Genomic DNA, 18,543 nt, shown 5'->3' with positions numbered 1-18,543 from the left:
ATGGGGGCCTACCGGAACGACAGATGCTTGTGGCCGAGGTAGCTGGTGAAGACCGGCACCACCACCCCCACCGCATGGCCGATCTCGGGTGCGAAGCGCGTCACGCCCATGGCCGGCAGCAGATAGTCCGCGAGTCCCACGCTCACCGCCCAGGTCTGCAACACGGCAACCGCATTGACCAGCACGAAATACATCGCGGAGTGGTGCAGCGCCCGGCTGCCGTCCTTGAATACGAACTGGCGCGCCAGGATGAACGCCGTCGTCATGCCCAGCAGATAGGCCAGCAGGATCGCCCCCGAATAGCCCATCCACTGGCTGAACAGGATGCGCGAGCCGAAGTTCACCGCCGCCGCCAGCCCGCCGGTCAGCAGGAAGACGAGGAACTGCCGGGAGCGGAACGCCGCGATCACGCCGCCGCGTCCCGCGCCATGTTGCGGCCGTAACCGATGCTCTCGGAGATGCCGCGATCCTCCGGGTAGTAATACGAGGTGTCGGCGACCCACAGCCCCTGCACCGGGAGGCGGGCGGGCGGCAGGCGGTCGAGGTAGCCGGGATCGCAAATCGGCTGCGCGTATCGGTAGCGGCTGGCGCGCATGTCGATGAAGTCCGCATCGGTCAGCACCGGGTTGATGCGCTTCAGGTAGCGCTTCACCTTGTCGAGGAAGACCTCATCGTCATGGGCGAAATTCGGATGCTCGCCAGGCAGGTAAAACGGCACATAAACGATGTGATCCTTCATCGGGCGCAGATTCGTGTACTCGACGACACCCGGGATGTCCATGTCCGGGTCGTTCGTGTTCAGCCAGAACTTGTCCGTCACCGGCTTGCGCAGCTTGGCGATGACGCAGACGACGGCGATGTTCTTCAAGGCCTCGAACTTCGCCAGGATATCCCTGGGCAGGTCCGGCATCAGGCGGCTCACGTATGGCAACGGCACGGTGCTCACGACCTTGTCGAAGGCCTCGTCGCCGCCCACCAGACGCACGCCGCGCACACGGCCCGCCTCGATCAGCACCTGCCGTACCGGCGTGCTCAGGCGGAACTCGCCACCGTGCGCCTCGATCGCGGCCTTCATGCCATTGAGCAACGTGGACGAACCGCCCTCGAGGTAGCCCAGCTTCTCCTTGAAGAGGTTGTAGCGCGAGCGTCCGATGCGCCGGATGCGGCTCCAGATCCAGGCCGCCGACAGCTTGTCGGTGTAGCCGTGGAACTTCAGTTCGAACAGCTTGCGCCACAGCACCTCGTACGCCTCTTCACCCACGCCGCGGCGCAGCCAGCCGGTGGCCTCCAGGTGGTCCAGCGGCTTCCAGTCGTTGCGCTTGATGCACAGGAATGCATGCACGCCGGCACGGATCTTGGCTGGCAGGCTCAGCCCCTTGAATCCCAGCAGCGCGAACGGCGTGCCCCAGGCCTGCAGCCGGCCCTGGTACCAGTAACCCATCTTCGTGGCCACCCAGCGCATGCGATCCGCCAGGCCGAGTTCGTCGAGCATCTGGAGGAACGCGACGTCCGAGGTGCAATGGAAGTGGTAGTAGCGTTCGATGTCGAGACCGCCGAAGTCCTGCGTCGCGGTCATGCCTCCGACGCGATCGTCCGCCTCGAAGACGACGGGCCGATGTCCGTCGAGTGCCAGCTGGTAGGCCACCGCCAGGCCCATCGGGCCGGCGCCCAGCACGGCGATGCGTTGCTGCTGCGTCATGTCTTCTCTCAGAACTCGAGCACCACGCGGCTGTAGCGCGGGTCGTTGAAGGTCTCTTCCACGGCGTCGCGGAAGGTCGTGCGGGTCACGCCGAAGATGCCAGGCCAGTCGATCACCTCGAACTCGTCCTTGGCGCTGAGCGCGGCCAGCTGCTGCGTGGTGAACGGCGGGTTCTTGTCGAACAGGCCCCAGATCCACAAGGCTGCGAAGAAGGCGTGGTAGGGGATGCGCACGATCGGCGTGCGCGAGCGCGTGGCCCGCTTGATCTCCCGGATGATGTCGATGTAATCGACCTTTTCGTGGCCGGAGATGTTGTAGATCCCGTCCTTCACCCGGCCCTCGATGCACCGGATGATGACGTTGCAGAAATCACCGGCGTACAGCGGCTGGCGCATGTACCGGCCATGGCCCGGGATCGGGAAGAGCGGCACCTTCTGCATGAAGCGCGACAACCAGCCGAGGTGCTTGCGATCGAACCAGCCGAACATCAGTGTCGGGCGCAGGATCGGACAGACGATGCCGCTCTCGACGACCAGTTGCTCCTGGTCCTTCTTCGTCTTCGTGTAGAAATCGTCGGCGACGGATTCCACCACCGACGAGCTGATGTGCACGAGGCGCGCGATGCGATGGCGGCGCACCAGCTCGAGGATCAGCCGCGTCGACTCCACGTTGTTCCGGACGAATTCCTGGTAGTCGTTCCCGCCGATCTGCGCCTGCAGCATGACGACCGCGCCGGCGCCTTCGAAATGCCGGGCCCAGTCGCCGGGCTGCGACACATCGGCGAGCTCGGAGACGATGTCCGGCTGGACCTGACGCAGCACGCCGAGGTTGGCCGCATGCTTGTCGATCACGACGATGTTCCGGTACCCCGCGGCCTTCAGGCGGGCCACGAGATTCTGTCCGACGAGCCCGGCGCCGCCGGGCAGGACGATCTTGGTGTCGGAGGGCAAGGAGGCTGGCAGCATGGGGTTCAGGGAGCGGAAATGGGAGCGGCCGCGGGCTGGAGGGCGCGCGGTACGGCGGCGGTGCCGGCATCGTGCAGGTGCACGGTGTAGGCGGCCGACCAGCCCGGGATCGGACTTTCGGACACACCGTCGCGGATCACGAAGCTTTCGATGCGGCGTCCGCGCGGGCTGTCGCCGTCGAAAAGCGCATGCCGGAGTTCATCGGCATTCTCGACCAGCGGACTCAGCGGCAGCGGCAAGGCAGCCATGCCGGGCACGAAGCGGAAGCTGCGGCTTTCCCCGTCACAGGTGCGAACGTCGATCACCAGCCGACGCGTCTTGTAGAACATGGAGGCCAAGCGACCCGTGACGGTCGGCTGGAAATCGAAGCTGGCAGTCACCTGCGGACGGTCGCAGGACAGGACCACGGCTTCGCCCAGCCGCGCCGGGCGGGTCTCGGCAACGCCCGGCACCGAACAGTCACCGCCGGCGCGAACCAGCGGCAGGAACGTCCCCTGCAGCGGACCGGCCGGCCGATAGCGCTGCGCGAGGCAGGTCCATCCGTGGCCTTCTTCGAGGACGGGGAGCCGCTCGTCGATCGGCCTGACGTCGACGAACAGGTGATCCGGTGCGCCGGAACCGGCAACGTGCGCGCGGTTGAGAGTCAGCAGCCGGGGCGTGTACGCGCTGTAGCTCTGGAAGACGGGCCTCGGCTTCCAGGCCATGTCGTGCACCAGCAGGCAGTTGATGTCGGTCGGATAGATGTCGACGCTGCCGTCGACGCGCGCGATCGGGCACGCTGCCAGGATCGCCTGCCTGGACCGGGCCGCGGCATCGCGGAAGGAGTCCCCGCCGCTGGCGACGGCGCGGGCCAGACGCACCGCGTTGTCGCTGCGCTCGGCCAATCCGGCCAGCGGGCTCGGCAGACTGGCGAGGAAAGTCCCCGGGGCCGAAAACACGTACGAACGCCAGTAGCCGGGGCTGCGCTTGAGCGACTGCCAGTCCAGCCCCTGGGCCACCGCATGGTCGCGCGCCGCGAAGACGATGCGACTGATGCTGGTGCCGTCGCCGTTGTAGATCGGCGCGGACACGACCGTGAGTGCCAGTGCGCAGCCGCAGATCAGCCTTGCCAGACGCGGCAGCCGGGCCGGGCCGGGCACGGCGGCCAGCGCCAGCACGCACAGGAGGATCCACGGGAAGACCGAATGCACGCCGCCGTGACGAACGACAGCCGCCTTGATGACGACGGTCAGGACCGCTGCCATTGCCAGCAGCAGATAGGTCCGCGCGGACACCCCTCGGGCCGACCGGATGATCGCGACCAGCAGCGCGGCCGAAGTCAGGTAAAGCAGGACCGTCTCCAGCATCTGGAGATTCACCCCGGCGAACGCCACGCCGAGGTCCCACTCCATGGCGCTCGTATAACCCTTGATGATTTCACCGTCGAGCAGGTACCCGGGCAGGTCGCCCAGCGCCCGGCCGCCAAGCAGCCACAGCACGGCCAGCGACGCGCAGAACAACGCGGCACCCGCGACGGCAACGCGCCAGCGCCCCCGCATCGCTTCGAAGGCGCAGGTCAGCAGCAGCAGCACCGCGCTGAGCGGCAGGAACGACAGCTTGGCCAGGGTCAGCGCGGGCGCGAGCACCGCGGCGGTCAGGAGCGCGCCCCGCCCTTCGCCGTCCGTGCCCGACCGCGCCGCGGCCAGGGGGATCACGCCGAGGAACAGATAGAACAGCGACTCGTTGCTCGGGCTGAGCAGGCACACCAGCACGGCCGCGGGCAGGAAGCGCCGGCCCGCGGCACTGCGCAGGAGCACCGCGAAGTTGAACGCGATCGCCAGTGCCAGCGCCAGGCCGAGCCCGAAGCCCGGCCCGGCATACGCCGTCAACATCCCCGCGAGCGGGCCGTAGGTGAACAGCAGGTCACGGCCCGGCACGGCGCCTTGGGCGAGCGCGGTCGTCAATCCGTTCATCCAGGACGAATCGAGCGACGCGTCCGGAAGGTTGGGAAAGAAGTCGACGCTGAGCAGGATCAGCAGCACGCCGATGCTGTCGGTCAGACGCCAGCCGCGCGGGCCGTGTGGCGTCGACAGGTGTTCATGGCTTCTTACCATGTTGTTTGTCCCTGAAAGTCGATGGTGCCGGTCTCGCGGACCGGCGCTCAGATGTTCATGCGATGGAACACGGCGCGCGGCAGATTCCGGATCACCGCCATGATCAGCGCCCACTTGCCCGGCGTGTACAGCACGGGCCGGCCGGCGTCCGTGGCGGAGACGATCTCCCGCGCCACCGCGCCGACATCGGCCAGCTTCGCGCCTTCCCGCTTCAGGTGTGCCGTCATCGGTGTGTCCGTCGGCCCCGGCTTCACCAGCGTCACGCGGACCGCAGTCGCCGCGAGCCGGTGCTGCAGTCCCTCGACATACCGCTCCACCAGGCCCTTGGCGGCACCGTACACGTAATTGGATCTGCGGCCGCGATCCCCCGCCACGGAGCCGATCACCGCCAGCGCTCCACGTCCCGCGCGCTGCATCGACCCTGCGATCGCCTCCGCGAAGAGGACCGGGGAGACTGCGTTGACCGACAGCTCGCGAGCCGTCAGCGCCAGATCGCCTTCGCACTCGGCTTGATCGGGCAGATGGCCGTGGGCCACCAGCGCGACGTCGATCGGCAACTCCGCAGCCGCTGCCGCCACCAGCGCAGCGATGGCCGCGGCGTCCTCGAAATCCACGATGCGGGTCGTCACCTCGACGCGCTGGCCGCGCACGCGCAGGTCCTGCGCGATGGTGTCCAGCCGTTGCGCGTGGCGTCCGACCAGGACCAGGCGGGCATCGCCGCGCGCCGCCCACAAGCGGGCGCACTGCTCGGCCATCGCCGAGGTCGCACCGATGATCAGGATGTGTTTCATCTCTTCCTCTTCACTCGCCCATGAGGCGACGGGACATTTCGGACGACAGTCCCGGGTCCCGATAGCGCTTGAATTCAGCCAGGCGTGGATAGCCAGCCTCGAACAGCGACCGCGGCATGCGACCGTCCTTGGCCAGGTACAGCCGGCCGCGGCACTCGGCGACGATGGCGTCCAGCCGCTGGAACAGCGTCTCCAGACCGGACCCGGTGTTGGCGAAGTCCAGCGCCAGCGTCACGCCGGGCCGCGGAAAGCTCAACAAGCCGAGGGCTTCGCGGTCGCCGAATGTCTTGAGAACGGCCAGGAACGAGCCACGCCCCGATCGACCGATCTCGGCCAGCATGGCCTGCACACCGGCCGCTCCGCTCTCCGAGGGCAGCACGCATTGGTACTGATGGAAGCCGCGCGGACCATAGATGCGGTTCCATTCGTGCAGGTTGTCCAACGGATAGAAGAACGGCTCGTAATGCTGCGTCGTGCGTCCGGCGCGCCAGCTGCCCATGCTGTAGTACGCCGCGTTGAAGGCGCGCAGGCTCAATCCGTTCACCAGCGACACCGGCGGCGTGAACGGCACGCGCCGCGCCTTGTCGCGCGGCAACGGACCGCGATCGACGGACGCATGGTTGCCGCGCATGAACAGGCCCCGTGCCTGGCCACGGCCCATGCCGCCAGACAGGCAATCGATCCATGACACGGTGTACTCCCAGTCGGCCTCGGACCGGCGGCTCAGCGCGAAGAACTCGTCGAGCGTCCCGTAGGGCAGCGATTCGGTGTCGAGCCAGGCACCGGGTACAGGCCGCAGCTGCAACTCGGCCCATACGATCACGCCGGTCAGGCCGATGCCGCCCACGGTGGCGGCGAACCAGTCCGGCTGCAAGTCGGGGCCGCATTCGATCGTCGTGCCGTCGGTCCGCTGCAGCACCAGTCGCCGGACATGGTCACCGAACGAACCCATCACATGGTGGTTCTTGCCGTGCACGTCGTTGGCGATCGCGCCGCCGACGGTGACGAGCTGCGTGCCGGGGCTGGCGGCCAGCATCCAACCGCGCGGCACGCACAGGCGCTGGATGTCGCGCAGAAGCACACCGGCCTCGCAGCTCAGACGGCCGCTCTCGGCGTCGAAGTCGATGAAGCGATCCAGCCCGCGCGTGGCCCACAGCAGTCCGCCCGCGTTGAGCGCGGCGTCGCCGTAGCTGCGACCCATGCCATGGGCAATGCCGCCGGGTCGTTGCCGGAGCTGGCCCCCGACGCGGAAACGGTCGGTCAGCGGGATGACCTCGTGCGATGCCTCGCTCAACCGGCCCCAGCCACCGACCTTCATCACGCCAGCGCCCCGACGGCCAGCACTACGCCCACGCAGGCGCCGGCCAGCAATGACGTACGGTCCTTGACGGCGAACACCAGCGGGTCGTCGTGCATGCGGCCGCGGTGGGCCTGCATCCACATCCAATGGATCCAGAACAGCATTACCGGCACGGCGCCCCAGATCACCTCGGGGTGGCGGTAAAGCCTAGTCACGGCATCACTGTTGAGGTACAGCGCCAGCACCAGCACCGACGCCTGTCCGGCGGTGATGCCCATCGTCTGGATCAGCGGCGCATCGCTGGTCAGGTAACCGCGCCCGTGCAGCTTGGTCCGGCCGCTGGTGCGTTGCAGTTCGAGCTCGGCGTAGCGCTTCACGAAGGCGAGCGACAGGAACAGGAAGACCGAGAACGCCAACAGCCAGAAAGACAGCGCCAGACCCACGGCGGCGCCACCGGCCAGCACGCGCAAGGTGTACAGGATGGCGAGCGTCAGACAATCCACGAGGATCAGGCGCTTGAGCAGCCAGGAGTACCAGCAGGTCAGGACAAAGTAGACCGACAACCAGCATAGGAAGGCCGTGCCCACGATGCTGGCCAGCCCGAGGCTGGCCACCAGCAGCACCGGTGCCAGCGCCACGCCTGTCCAGACCGGGAGCGCGCCAGAAGCGAATGGACGGGCCCGCTTGCGCGGGTGCAGCCGGTCACTCTCCAGGTCAAGCAGGTCGTTGGCCAGATAGACCGAAGAGGCGCACAGGCTGAAAGCGATGAACGCGATCGCCAGCGTGCCCCAGGCCTGCGCGTTTCCCAGCTGATGCGCCGCCAGCAGCGGCATGAACAGCAGCAGGTTCTTCAGCCATTGATGCAGGCGCAGCGCGCGGCGCCAGACGAAGAAGCCGGCGGCCGGCGCCTCGAAGACCCGCGCCACGGTGAAGCGGGCACGGGCCGCGGCGACGAGCGCGGCGGACGCGTTGACGACGACCGCCTCCCGGGCGCGCTCCCAGACCGCCAAGTCTGGCGTCGCGTTGCCGGCGTAGTCGAAGCCTTTCGGTCCGAAACGCGCTTCGAGCGCGTCGGCCTTGTTGCCGCCGGCCAGATTGACCGTGCCATCGGTGGCGATGACCTCGTCGAACAGCTGCAGATGCGCGGCGATCGCCTCGGCGATCGAGCGGTCCGTCGCCGTGCACAGCACCAGCCGCCGGCCCGCCGCGCGTTGTTCCCGCAACCAGGCGATCAAAGGCTCGTTGTAGGGCAGCGTCTCGACATTGAGCTCTGTCAGGGACGAGATCCTGCGCTTCATGTGCGCCTTGCCGCTGGCCAGCCAGCCCGGAATCCGCAGCGTGCTCGCCGGCTTGTCCCGCAGCAATTGCAGCGCGGACTCATGCAGGGTGTCGGTGTTCAGCAGCGTGCCGTCAAGATCGACCACCAGCGGGTACGGATGCGAAGTCAAAATTTCCCTCAATAGCTCGTGTCTGCTCCCAAGGAGCGGGGCGTATTGTCGTTGGAATTCAGCGAGGCTCCGACGCCGCCGGTTCGGGGCGGCGACCGTACTCGGGGACGAATCGGGAAAGGCCTCGCACGACACCTTCACGCTGACGATCACCGCCTGGGTCGGGGTTGAGGATCCACGGCAGCAACCCGTCCTCCGGGCCGGAGTCGGCGTCTGCCTGCCCCAGCTTCGCAATCCTCACCCGCGCAATCCGCGTGGGCACCGTCCTGTCCGAATCCGCGATCAGCTCCTCATACAGCTTCTCTCCCGGCCGCAGCCCGGTGAACCGTATCCCGATCTCCTGCTCCGAGCGTCCCGCCATCCGGATCATCGTCTTCGCCAGATCCACGATCCTCACCGGATCGCCCATGTCGAGCACCAGCACCTGTCCACTCTCGCCGATCGCACCGGCCTGCAGCACGAGCCGCGCCGCCTCGGGGATGGTCATGAAGTAGCGAATGATGTCCGGATGCGTCACCGTCACCGGCCCGCCCTTCGCGATCTGCTCCTTGAACTTCGGGATCACGCTCCCGCTTGATCCGAGCACGTTCCCGAACCGCACCGCCATGAACTTCGTCGCATGCCCCTGCCCGGCCATGTGGCTGATGACCAGCTCCGCCGCCCGCTTGGTCGCCCCCATCACGTTCGTCGGATTCACCGCCTTGTCCGTCGAGATCATCACGAAGCGTTCCGCGCCGGACTCCGCCGCCGCCGTGCACGCGTGATACGTCCCCAACGTGTTGTTGCGGAGTGCCGCCCACGCGTTCTCCTCCTCCATCAACGGCACATGCTTGTAAGCCGCCGCATGGAAGACGATCTGCGGCCGGTACTTCCCGAACGTGAACCGCAGGTGCTCCAGGTCCTTCACATCTCCGATCAGCCGCACCAGCGGGATGTGCGGGAACTTCTCGCTCAGCTCCTGCTCGATCCGATACAGCGCGAATTCGCTCAACTCATACAGCACGATCTTCGACGGCCCGTACCTTGCCACCTGCCGGCACAGCTCCGACCCGATCGAGCCCCCCGCGCCGGTGATCAGCACCACCTTGCCGCCGATGCACTCGCTGATGCCGCCCTCGTCCAGCTCCACCGGCTCGCGCCCCAGCAGGTCCTCCGGCTCGATGTCCCGCACCTGGTTCACCGCGCGCCCCGCCAGCAGCTCCTGGCTGCTCGGCACCGTCAGCACCGCCAGCCCCGTCTTCCCCGCCAGGTCCAGCGCACGGCGCCGTTCCATCGTCGTCGCCGCCGGCATCGCCACGATCACGTGCGTGATGCCGTGCATGTCGGCCAGCCGCGTCGCGTCCTCCAGCGTGCCGATCACCGGCACGCCCGCGACGCGCGCACCGCGCTTCTCCGGCGCATCGTCCAGATACCCCACCACCACCCAGCCCTGCTGGTGCTGGATCCCCGCCACCAGCAGCCGCCCGGCATCGCCCGCGCCCATCACCAGTGCGCGGCGCTGCTCCAGCGCGCTGCCGCTGATGCGGCTGCGCATGTGCTCGTAGAGCATGCGGTAGCCCATGCGGATCATCGCCAGCACCATCAGCGTGAACACCGGGTGCAGCGCCAGCACCGCGCGCGGCACCTTGGTCAACTGCGCCATCAGCACCGCCACCGCCGCGATCAGGCCCGCAGTGACGCACACCGCCGCCAGCCGCTTGACCTCGCCGAAGCCGCTGAAGCGCCACATCCCCTTGGGCACCTGGAACAGCTTCAGCAAGCCACCGTACAGCGCCACGATGCCCAGCATCACCCAGTGGTCGTAGTCGGGCCGGGCTTCGAACCAGCGCTCGAACCCCAGCCGGAACAGATACGTCGCCTGCCACGCGAGCGCCACCGCCACCATGTCCAGCGCAAGCGCCAGCGCCTCGCGGTAGGGGCGGATCCGCGTCAGGAAGGCATCCAGGGACAACCAGTTCATCGCGTGCTCTTCTTCTTGAACGTCTGTCTGTTTGTCTATCAGGACGGGCTCAGGCCTTGATCGCGCCCAGCGTCGCCAGGATCAGCCGGATGTCGCCGCCCAGGCTGGCATTGCGCACATAGTCCGCCGCCAGCCGCAGCTTCATCGGCATGACCACCTCCACGTATTCGCGCTCGGGATCCTCGGCCTGCGCCAGCAGCTCGCTCTCGTTGCGGAAACTCAGCGAGGCCGGATCCGTGATCCCGGGCCGCACCGACAGCACCAGCGCGCGCAGTTCCGCGGGGTACAGCGCCACATAGCGCGGCACCTCGGGCCGCGGGCCCACCAGGCTCATCGCGCCGCGCAGCACGTCCCACAGCTGCGGCAGCTCGTCGACCTTGCTCGCGCGCAACCAGCGGCCGCTGCGCGTGATGCGCGCATCGTCGCCGATCGTGATCTGCGGACCGAGTGTCGGCGCGTCGACGCGCATCGTCCGGAACTTGTGGATGCGGAAGCTGCGGCCGAAACGCCCCACCCGCTCCTGCCGGAACATCACCGGCCCGCGCGAATCCAGCTTCACCCACACCGCCACGGCCAGCAGCAGCGGGCTCAGCAGCAGCAGGCCCACGCCGGCGCAGAGGATGTCGAAGAGTCGCTTGGCCATCGGCCGTTCCGTCCCGTTTCCGTATGCCTGAGGCGTCCGCTCAGAAGCCCAGGCTGCGGCGCACCGCGGCGATCACGCGCTCGACCTGCTCGTCGGTCATCGCCGTGTACAGCGGGATCGTCACCGTGCGCTCGTAGGCCTTCTGCGATTCGGGGAACATCTCCGGCGTCAGGCCGTAGAGCTCCTGCCAGTACGGGTGCTGGTGCAGCGGCACGTAGTGCACGCTGCAGCCGATGCCCTGCTCGAACATGCGCTCGATGAAGAGGTCGCGCGACACCTCGGTCGCGTCGGACAGGCGCAGCACGTACAGGTGCCAGCTGTGGACGTCCTCGTTGGGCGCCTTCGGCGGCAGGATCAGCGGCAGGTCGGCGAGCGCCTCGAAGTAACGCGCCGCGATCTGCTCGCGCCGCTTCTGGAAGGCCGGCAGCCGCTTGAGCTGGTGCAGCCCCAGCGCCGCGGCGATGTCGGTCAGGTTGTACTTGAAGCCGGGCGCGACGATCTCGTAGTACCAGCTCGGCACCTTGGCGGTGAAGCGGTCGAACGCGTCGCGGTTGATGCCGTGCAGCCGCATCACGCGGGCGCGCTTGGCCAGCTCCGGATCGCGCGTGACCAGCATGCCGCCCTCGCCCGTCGTCATCGTCTTGTTGGCGTAGAAACTGAACACGGTGGCGTTGCTGCCCATCGTGCCGATCAGCTCCTTCTCCAGCGTCGTGGGCAGCGCGTGCGCGGCGTCCTCGACCACCTTCAGCCCGTGCTTGCGCGCGATGTCCAGCAGCGTCAGCATGTCCACCGCCAGGCCGGCGTAGTGCACCGGGATGATCGCCTTGGTGCGCGGCGTGATCGCGGCCTCGATCTGGTCGATCGCGATGTTCATCGTGGCCGGGTCGATGTCGACCAGCTTCACGTCCGCGCCCAGGTAGCGCACCACCTCCGCCGTCGCGGTGAAGGTGTGCGTCGTCGTGATGACCTCGTCGCCGGGGCCGATGCCCAGGGCCTCCAGCGCCAGGTGCAGGCCGGCGGTTGCGGAGTTGACCGCGATGCATTCGATCTGCGGCTCGGCCAGGAATTCGGCGAAGGCCTGCTCGAAGCGCCTGGCCTTCGGGCCGGTCGTGATCCAGCCGCTCTTGAGCGTGTCGACGACCTCGGCGATCTCCTCGTCGCCCAGCTCGGGCAGCGCGAACGGAAGGAACGGGAGCTTGGGCTCGGCCGGGCGCTCTGACGTCGGATCGGACTTCGGATCGTTGGTGCTCATGGTGTCTTGGTGATCAGCGCCAGCACGTGGCTGCGCAGGAAAGGGATCGTGTTGAGGACGCGGTAGGCGCCGGGATGCACGCGACAGGCGGCACGCGCGATCGGCGGAGCCAGCGTGACGCGGCGCACCGCCATCCGGCCCTCGGGGAACAGCGCGCGCACGCGTTTCAGCGGCACGCCCCGGACGTCGGGATTGCGGGGATTGTCGACGATGAAGTCGTACCAGAGCACCGCACCGCCCGGCTTGACCCACCGCCACATCGCCTCGGCGAGCCGGCGCTGCAGGCCGTCGTCCAGGATCGAGGAGAACACCGTCGACTGCAGCACGAGGTCCTGGCTGCCGGGCTCGACCTCCGCCTGCGACGCATCCCCCGCCAGCAGCCGCACCTGCTGCGGCAGCGCGGCCCGCGCGGCGTCCAGCCGCTCGGGCAGCAGCTCGATGCCGGTCAGGTGCTGCGGCTGCAGGCCCAGCCGCAGCATGTCCATCAGGTTGCCGCCGGCGCCGCAGCCGACTTCGGCCATCCGCCAGCCGCTCAGCGGCGCGGCCGGATCCGGCAGGGTCGCGCGGTGCGCCGCCAGCAGCCGCAGCATCGCGGCCTGGCGCTCGTGCAGCATCTGCCAGACCTCGGGGCGCAGCAGGCTGTAGCGCTCCAGCCCGGCCAGCCGCTGGTCGCGCCGGGCGTAACGCTGGGCGATGGCCTGGAGTTCTCGGTCCTGGGTCATGTCGTCGTCGGTCGGAGCCGTGGTGAGGACTGCGTTGATCGGGACTGCGGGGACGTTGGAGGAACTGCTCGCCAACTGCGGGAACTGCGGGAACTGCGGAACTGCGGAAACGGCGTGGGAGCGAAGCCGCTCAGGACACCGCGTCGATGAAGCGCTGCGCCAGGACAGGATAGGTGTGATTCGCCAGCACGAACTCGCGCCCGCGGCGGCCCATGGCGGCGCGTTCCTCGGCCGGGACGGCGGCGAGCTTGAGCAGGCCCTCCGCCACCGCCCTCGGATCCTGCGGCGGCACCGTCAGTCCGGCGCCGGCCTCGGCCACCGGATCGTTGCCCGCCTCCACCGAATGCAGCACCGGCCGCTGCGCCATCATGTAGTCCATCAGCTTGTTGGGCGCGATGCCGAAACGATAGATCGGCGTGCGCTGCCAGCCGATGTAGGCGATGTCGAAGCCCTTCAGCAGCGACGGGATCTGGGCCTTGGGGATGGCCGGGAACATCGCGACGTTCGTGAGGCCCTCGTCGCGCACGCGCGCTTCGAGCTTGTCCCGCAGGTGTCCGCCGCCGACGAGCACGAAGCTCAGTCCGCTTTTGTCCTTCAGCAGCTTCGCCGCGTCCAGCAGCACGTCCAGCGCGTTGGGCTCGCCCATCGACCCCGCGTAGCCGACGACGGTGCGCCCCGCCGCCCGCTCGGCGTCGAGGTGCGCCTGGATCGCGGCCTCGAGCGGCTCGCCGTGTTCGGACCATTCATCCAGCGTGATGCCGTTGGGCACGATGTGCAGCTTCTTCAGGTCGAGGCCGTGCGCGGCCATGTGCTGATGCACCTTGGGCAGCATCGACACGACGACGTCGGCATCGCGGTAGGCGTCGTTCTCCGCCTTCTGGCAGAGCATCGCGAACGGATGCCATTTCGACATGCCGGACAGCTCGATCGGCGACAACGGCCACAGGTCGTGCACCTCGTACACGAGCTTCGCCTTGGCCATCTTCGCGACGCGGCGCGCGACCCAGATGTCCATCGGATAGGTGCTGGAGGCGATCACGACGTCCGGCGCGAATTCGCGCGCCAGGATGTCGGCGTCCTTCCAGACCTGGCGGCAGAAGGACCAGATGTTCTTGACCCGGCCCGTGCCGTTGCCCTGGTACTCGGGCGTGTCGTAGAAGAGGTAGTTCACGCCGCTCATCGCCGCCATGCCGGGCTCGGGCTGGGTCGTGCGGACATGCGAGTAGGACGCGCCCAGGATCAGCGCCTGGTGCCCGGTGCGGACCCATTCGCGGGCCAGATAGAACGGGCGGAATTCCATGCCGTGCTTCGGCGAGCCGGCGTAATGGTTGATCAGCAGGAGCTTCATGGGAAGGAAGGGGAAGGCTCAGAAGCGCTTCAGGCGCTCGATGAAGGTCTTGACGGCGGGGCCGAACATCGCGTGCTCGGCGACCCACGCGCGGTTGGCCGCGCCGAGGCGGTCGGCATCGACCGAATGGCCCGCCACGTCGCTCTGCCCGACCATCAGCTGAAGGCGGTCGGCCAGCGTGGCCAGGTCGTCGCCGTCCTTCAGGATCAGGCCGTGACGGCCCAGCAGCTTGACGTTGGGATGCATCGCCGCGTCGATGCTGCCGGTGCCGCCGGTGCCGAGCACCTCGTCGTTGGCGGGCAGGTCGGACAGGATGGGCAGGCACTCGTGCGCCATCGCCTCCAGCACGGAGACGGACACCGAGTCGCTCTGCGGCAGGCTCAGGAACCAGCGCGCCGGCGCATAACGCCGGCCTTGCGAGGTCGCGTCGACGCGACCGATGAATTCGACGCGGTCCGCGAGGCCGAGCGACGCGACCTGCGCTTCCATCGCGCCGCGCAGCGAGCCGTCGTTGCCGACGACCAGGCGCGCCTCGGGCTGCTTCGCGGCGATCGCGGCGAAGACCTCGATCACGCGATGCGGCCGGTAGATCGGCTCCAGGCCCCGGTTGGTGAAGAAGAGCCAGGGCTGCTTGCGGACGTTCTGCTTGGGCAACTGCTCCAGCCCGAAGGGGAAGGTCATCACCTCGGCCGCGCCCAGCGCGCGCATGCGGGCGCTCATGTGCTCGGAATCGGAGGTCGTGATCGCGCAGGCCTTCAGCACCTGCGTGGTGAGCCAGCGGTAGGCCCAGCCCTGGTCGGGCGTGACGAGGATGTCGCTGCCCCAGGCGGAGCCGGCGATCCTGGCGCGCAGCTTCCAGCCGCGGCGCGCGGCCCAGGCCAGCGTGCCGTGCGAGGTCAGGTAGTGCGCGTGCAGCCAGTCGGCATCGACCTTCTTGAGCCAGGCGCCCAGTGTCGGCAACTGCTTGAGCACGGCGATGTTGCCGCCGGCATGCGCGGGATCGGTGTTGAGCGCGAGGCGGCGGTCCTCGGGGATCAGGAACTGGAACTCCGGCGCGAAGCCGCGCGTGGACGCGGCCCACAGTTCGAGCTCCCGCTGCTGCGACAGCGCGCGCGCCCATTTCAGGAGGTGGGGACTCTCGCCGTCCCCGATCAGGACCAGTCTCATGCAGGCACTCCGTGCAGGGCGGGTCGCGGCGCCGAGCCGCGCACCAGCCACGCCAGATAGATGGCGAAATAGATCGGCAGCAGCACGGCGATGGCGGCCAGCGCCGTCGTCAGCGCGCCGCCGGTGCTGAGCACCAGCGCGACCGGCAGCACGTACAGCGCGTTGCCGACCAGGCTGAACACCAGCGCGCCGCGCTGGCGGCCGGTGACCATGGGCGTGACCGTCAGCGGCGCGGCGATGAAGTGCGCCGCGACGTAGGGCGCGAGCCAGCGGCCGTACTCGCCGGCCCGCGCCCAGTCGGCGCCGAGCAGCCAGCCGAACAGCGCGGGACCGACGGCGATCAGCACGACCATGCAGGGCAGTGCGACCATCGCCAGCAGCTTGATGCCGCGCAGCAGGCGCGGGCGCAGGTCGACGCCGCGCTGCCAGTCGCGGGCGAGCTCGCCGAGCAGGGCCTCGGACAACGCGCCGCCGACCAGCGTCGCCGGCGCTTTCACGAGGCGCACCATCAGCGCGTAGTAGCCCGCCGTGGCGGCGTCGGCCCAGGCGGCGATCATCGCCAGCACCAGCGTCTCCTGCGCCGCGTTGACGAAGGCATGCGGGCTGTTGAGCAGCGGGAACTGCTTGTAGCGCCAGGCCAGGCGGCGCAGGTGGCGCCAGTGCCAGGTCTTGCCGGCGCGATCCAGCCGCGTCGCACGGCGCCACCGGGCCCCGCGCCGGAGCAGCCACAGCGGCGCGAGCAGCGCGGCCAGGCTTTGCGACAACACCAGCGCCGCGACGCTGGCGAACCCGCCCAGCGCGGCCGCGGCCTGTGCCGCCGCCATCACGCTCTGCTGCAGCACGCGGGCCTGGGCGATCACGTCGATGCGACCCTGCCGGTTGTTCCAGAGGCTCAGCGCCTGCTGCATGCCGGCCAGCGCGACCACGGGCGCGAGCATCAGCAGCCACGGATCCAACTGATCGAGGGAGACCCAGCGGCCACCCAGCTTCGCGTGATGCGCCATCAGCAGGTGCCAGCCCGTAGCGCCGACCGCCGTGAGCAGCCCCATGCCCAGCGCGATCCACAGCGCCAGCTGCAGCACCAGGGCCGCCTCGCCGTCCCGGCGCGGCAGGACGATGGCGAACTCGTAGCGTGCATTGGCGATGGTCGCCAGGTTCGCGGCCAGCGCCACGAACAGCGCCCAGTGGCCGAGCGCCTCCGCGCCGTACCAGCGCGTCAGCAGCGGCGCGATCAGCATCGGGATCGCCTGCGTCAGCATCGAGGCGCCGGCGAGCTGTGCGAAGCGGCGGCGGACGGTCATCGAGCCTTCCCTCCGTGACGTTCCGCGATCGCGCGCACGGCGGCGCGTTGCGACGGGCTCAGCCGCGCATGGCGGCCCAGCGGCAGGTTGAGCACGGTGCGCGCGGCGCGCTCGCCGTTCAGGCACTCGCCCTCCGTGTAGCCGAAGCGGCGGCTGCCGCGCGGATGGACGACGTCGTCGAACCAGGTGCCGCCGACGATGCCCTCGTCCTCCAGCGCCGCGATCGCCGCGTCGCGCGTCGCGGCATCGGGCAGCAGCAGCGGATAGCGCAGCAGCACGGCGCCCGGTGCGCGCACGGGCCACTCCCATCCCGGCAGATTGGCCAGCAGCGCGTCGTAGTCCTGCGCCTGCATGCGGCGCAGCGCATGGATCTCGTCGAAGCGGCTCGCCTGCATCAGGCCGATCGCCGCGCTCAACGGGTGCAGGCCGGCGCGGTAGTCCGGCTGCGTGTCGCCGGCGACTTCGCTGTCGGGCGTCTTCGCGACGACGCCCAGCATCCGCGACGGCGCGCGCAGCAGCGCGATCAGCGCCTGCAGCGCCGGGCGCGGCAGGCTCATCGTCAGGCGGTGCCAGCACAGCGTCAGCAGCTGCTTGAGCACCGTCGACGTCGTCGGCGCATGCAGCGCGGGCATGCGCGCCGCGAAGCGCTCGCGTGACGCGGGGTCGTGGATCACCAGCGCGCCGCCGATGCCGGTGGTCAGCGGCTTCGAGTACTCGAAGCTGAAGAACGCCGCATGGCCCAGCGTGCCGACCTCGCGGCCGATCGCGTCGGTGCTGCCCCAGGCGTGGGCGGCGTCCTCGATGAAGACGACGTCGGGGTGCTTGGCCCGCAATGCGTCCAGGCCCTCGGTGACGAGGCCGAAGTTGTGCGGCACGACGACGAGGCGTGTCGCCTCGCCGATGGCATTGGAAATCGCGTCCGGCGTCGGATTGAAATCGTCCCGCGCGATGTCGACGTAACGCACGGCGAGCCCGAGGTGCATGAACACGTTGGGCACGACGACGCAGGTGTAGCCCGGCAGCAGCACTTCCGAGCCGGGGGGCAGGTCCAGCGACGCGGTGAACGCATGCAGCGCCGCGCGTCCGGTGCCGAAGAGGCGGACCTCGCCGGCCTGCGCCGGATCGAGGCCGAGGCTGCGGGCGAACGCGGCGCGGAAATCCTCGGCGCTGCGCGCGCCGTGGCGGAGCCAGTGCCAGAGCGCTCCGGGCAGGTCGCGCCAGCGCAACGCGCCGGCGACGTGACCCTTCACGGGCCGGTCGACGGCGGACGGGCCCCGTCGATCCGGTGGAGCGGCCGGGCCGGCACGCCGCCGTAGACCCAGCCGCTGGGCAGGTGGCCGCGCACCACCGCGTGCGCCGCGACGACGACGCCGTCGTCGATGAAGCTGCCCGGCAGCACCGTCACGCGGGCGCCGATGAACACGTTGCTGCCGATGCGGATCTCGCCGCGCCGGTAGTGGTCGCGGAACAGGCCGGTGGCCGTGACCGCGTTGGACTCGCAGAACAGCATCAGGCCGGGGCCGATGGCGACGTCGTCGCCGATCGACAGGCGCTGGTCGCCGACCAGCAGGTAGCCGCCCGGCGCGATGTGACTGCGCGCGCCGATCGTGAAGCGCCCTTCCCCGGTGGCGAGGATCTGCACGTCGCGGTACAGGATCGATCCCGCGCCCAGCGCGCTGCCCGCGCCGCAGCGCACGCGCGCGCCGGGGTGGATCTGCGCGCGGGTGCCGACGTCCAGTCCCAGCCACGCCGCGACCCGCGCGCGCATCCGGGCGCGTACCGCATCCAGCGTGTAGCCGATCAGCATCGGGAGCAGGTCCTCGTGGTGGTCAAGGGGATGGCCGGGACGGTGGA

At 69.1% G+C, this 18,543-nt stretch carries 16 protein-coding genes; all 16 read right to left on the bottom strand.

The features are described 5' to 3' along the window. Window positions 1-8: 8 nt before the first annotated feature. Window positions 9-410, bottom strand: a complete 402-nt coding sequence (locus tag ACQ4L4_RS26820) for a GtrA family protein (RefSeq protein ID WP_431101839.1) — start codon at window positions 408-410, stop codon at window positions 9-11. Continuing rightward, window positions 407-1,699, bottom strand: a complete 1,293-nt coding sequence (locus ACQ4L4_RS26815) for an NAD(P)/FAD-dependent oxidoreductase (RefSeq protein WP_431101838.1) — start codon at window positions 1,697-1,699, stop codon at window positions 407-409. Before ACQ4L4_RS26815 ends, ACQ4L4_RS26820 begins: the two co-directional genes overlap by 4 nt. An 8-nt stretch (window positions 1,700-1,707) precedes the next feature. Further along, entirely contained in the window at window positions 1,708-2,664 is a 957-nt protein-coding gene (locus ACQ4L4_RS26810) for an NAD-dependent epimerase/dehydratase family protein (RefSeq protein WP_431101837.1), read from the bottom strand. 5 nt (window positions 2,665-2,669) lie between these two features. Beyond that, entirely contained in the window at window positions 2,670-4,685 is a 2,016-nt protein-coding gene (locus ACQ4L4_RS26805; protein ID WP_431101836.1) for a hypothetical protein, read from the bottom strand. 119 nt (window positions 4,686-4,804) lie between these two features. Continuing rightward, window positions 4,805-5,548, bottom strand: a complete 744-nt coding sequence (locus ACQ4L4_RS26800) for an SDR family NAD(P)-dependent oxidoreductase (RefSeq protein ID WP_431101835.1) — start codon at window positions 5,546-5,548, stop codon at window positions 4,805-4,807. Window positions 5,549-5,558: 10 nt separating this feature from the next. After that, window positions 5,559-6,869 (bottom strand): FAD-binding oxidoreductase, encoded by a 1,311-nt coding sequence (locus ACQ4L4_RS26795; protein ID WP_431101834.1) that lies wholly within the window; start codon window positions 6,867-6,869, stop codon window positions 5,559-5,561. After that, window positions 6,866-8,296, bottom strand: a complete 1,431-nt coding sequence (locus ACQ4L4_RS26790) for a UbiA family prenyltransferase (RefSeq protein WP_431101833.1) — start codon at window positions 8,294-8,296, stop codon at window positions 6,866-6,868. The genes ACQ4L4_RS26795 and ACQ4L4_RS26790 overlap by 4 nt, the downstream gene beginning before the upstream one ends. 58 nt (window positions 8,297-8,354) lie before the next feature. Further along, window positions 8,355-10,256 (bottom strand): polysaccharide biosynthesis protein, encoded by a 1,902-nt coding sequence (locus tag ACQ4L4_RS26785; protein ID WP_431101832.1) that lies wholly within the window; start codon window positions 10,254-10,256, stop codon window positions 8,355-8,357. Window positions 10,257-10,305: 49 nt separating this feature from the next. After that, window positions 10,306-10,899 (bottom strand): sugar transferase, encoded by a 594-nt coding sequence (locus tag ACQ4L4_RS26780; RefSeq protein ID WP_431101831.1) that lies wholly within the window; start codon window positions 10,897-10,899, stop codon window positions 10,306-10,308. Between the two features lie 40 nt (window positions 10,900-10,939). Further along, window positions 10,940-12,151 carry a DegT/DnrJ/EryC1/StrS family aminotransferase gene (locus ACQ4L4_RS26775; protein ID WP_431101830.1) on the bottom strand — a complete coding sequence of 404 codons (1,212 nt, stop codon included), beginning with the start codon at window positions 12,149-12,151 and terminating at the stop codon, window positions 10,940-10,942. Then, window positions 12,148-12,873 (bottom strand): class I SAM-dependent methyltransferase, encoded by a 726-nt coding sequence (locus ACQ4L4_RS26770; RefSeq protein WP_431101829.1) that lies wholly within the window; start codon window positions 12,871-12,873, stop codon window positions 12,148-12,150. Before ACQ4L4_RS26770 ends, ACQ4L4_RS26775 begins: the two co-directional genes overlap by 4 nt. A 130-nt stretch (window positions 12,874-13,003) precedes the next feature. Next, entirely contained in the window at window positions 13,004-14,221 is a 1,218-nt protein-coding gene (locus ACQ4L4_RS26765) for a glycosyltransferase family 4 protein (RefSeq protein ID WP_431101828.1), read from the bottom strand. Window positions 14,222-14,239: 18 nt separating this feature from the next. Further along, window positions 14,240-15,388: a glycosyltransferase family 4 protein gene (locus ACQ4L4_RS26760; protein ID WP_431101827.1), complete on the bottom strand. Its 1,149-nt coding sequence runs from the start codon at window positions 15,386-15,388 to the stop codon at window positions 14,240-14,242. Further along, window positions 15,385-16,689 (bottom strand): lipopolysaccharide biosynthesis protein, encoded by a 1,305-nt coding sequence (locus ACQ4L4_RS26755; protein WP_431101826.1) that lies wholly within the window; start codon window positions 16,687-16,689, stop codon window positions 15,385-15,387. Before ACQ4L4_RS26755 ends, ACQ4L4_RS26760 begins: the two co-directional genes overlap by 4 nt. Continuing rightward, complete coding sequence (locus ACQ4L4_RS26750) at window positions 16,686-17,939, bottom strand: DegT/DnrJ/EryC1/StrS family aminotransferase (protein WP_431101825.1); 1,254 nt, start codon at window positions 17,937-17,939, stop codon at window positions 16,686-16,688. The genes ACQ4L4_RS26755 and ACQ4L4_RS26750 overlap by 4 nt, the downstream gene beginning before the upstream one ends. Further along, window positions 17,936-18,496 (bottom strand): acyltransferase, encoded by a 561-nt coding sequence (locus ACQ4L4_RS26745; RefSeq protein WP_431101824.1) that lies wholly within the window; start codon window positions 18,494-18,496, stop codon window positions 17,936-17,938. Before ACQ4L4_RS26745 ends, ACQ4L4_RS26750 begins: the two co-directional genes overlap by 4 nt. Window positions 18,497-18,543: the final 47 nt, after the last annotated feature.

Origin of the sequence: Roseateles noduli (genome assembly GCF_050626985.1) — a bacterium.
GTDB classification, from domain to species: Bacteria; Pseudomonadota; Gammaproteobacteria; order Burkholderiales; family Burkholderiaceae_C; genus Roseateles; species Roseateles noduli_A.
This window is presented reverse-complemented; position numbering and strand designations above follow the sequence as displayed.

Excerpts from the sequence above, each read along its gene's own strand:
- ACQ4L4_RS26815 (WP_431101838.1), bottom strand. The coding sequence starts at position 1,699 with ATGACGCAGCAGCAACGCATCGCCGTGCTGGGCGCCGGCCCGATGGGC.
- ACQ4L4_RS26810 (WP_431101837.1), bottom strand. The coding sequence starts at position 2,664 with ATGCTGCCAGCCTCCTTGCCCTCCGACACCAAGATCGTCCTGCCCGGC.
- ACQ4L4_RS26800 (WP_431101835.1), bottom strand. The coding sequence starts at position 5,548 with ATGAAACACATCCTGATCATCGGTGCGACCTCGGCGATGGCCGAGCAG.
- ACQ4L4_RS26785 (WP_431101832.1), bottom strand. The coding sequence starts at position 10,256 with ATGAACTGGTTGTCCCTGGATGCCTTCCTGACGCGGATCCGCCCCTAC.
- ACQ4L4_RS26780 (WP_431101831.1), bottom strand. The coding sequence starts at position 10,899 with ATGGCCAAGCGACTCTTCGACATCCTCTGCGCCGGCGTGGGCCTGCTG.
- ACQ4L4_RS26775 (WP_431101830.1), bottom strand. The coding sequence starts at position 12,151 with ATGAGCACCAACGATCCGAAGTCCGATCCGACGTCAGAGCGCCCGGCC.
- ACQ4L4_RS26770 (WP_431101829.1), bottom strand. The coding sequence starts at position 12,873 with ATGACCCAGGACCGAGAACTCCAGGCCATCGCCCAGCGTTACGCCCGG.
- ACQ4L4_RS26765 (WP_431101828.1), bottom strand. The coding sequence starts at position 14,221 with ATGAAGCTCCTGCTGATCAACCATTACGCCGGCTCGCCGAAGCACGGC.
- ACQ4L4_RS26760 (WP_431101827.1), bottom strand. The coding sequence starts at position 15,388 with ATGAGACTGGTCCTGATCGGGGACGGCGAGAGTCCCCACCTCCTGAAA.
- ACQ4L4_RS26755 (WP_431101826.1), bottom strand. The coding sequence starts at position 16,689 with ATGACCGTCCGCCGCCGCTTCGCACAGCTCGCCGGCGCCTCGATGCTG.
- ACQ4L4_RS26745 (WP_431101824.1), bottom strand. The coding sequence starts at position 18,496 with ATGCTGATCGGCTACACGCTGGATGCGGTACGCGCCCGGATGCGCGCG.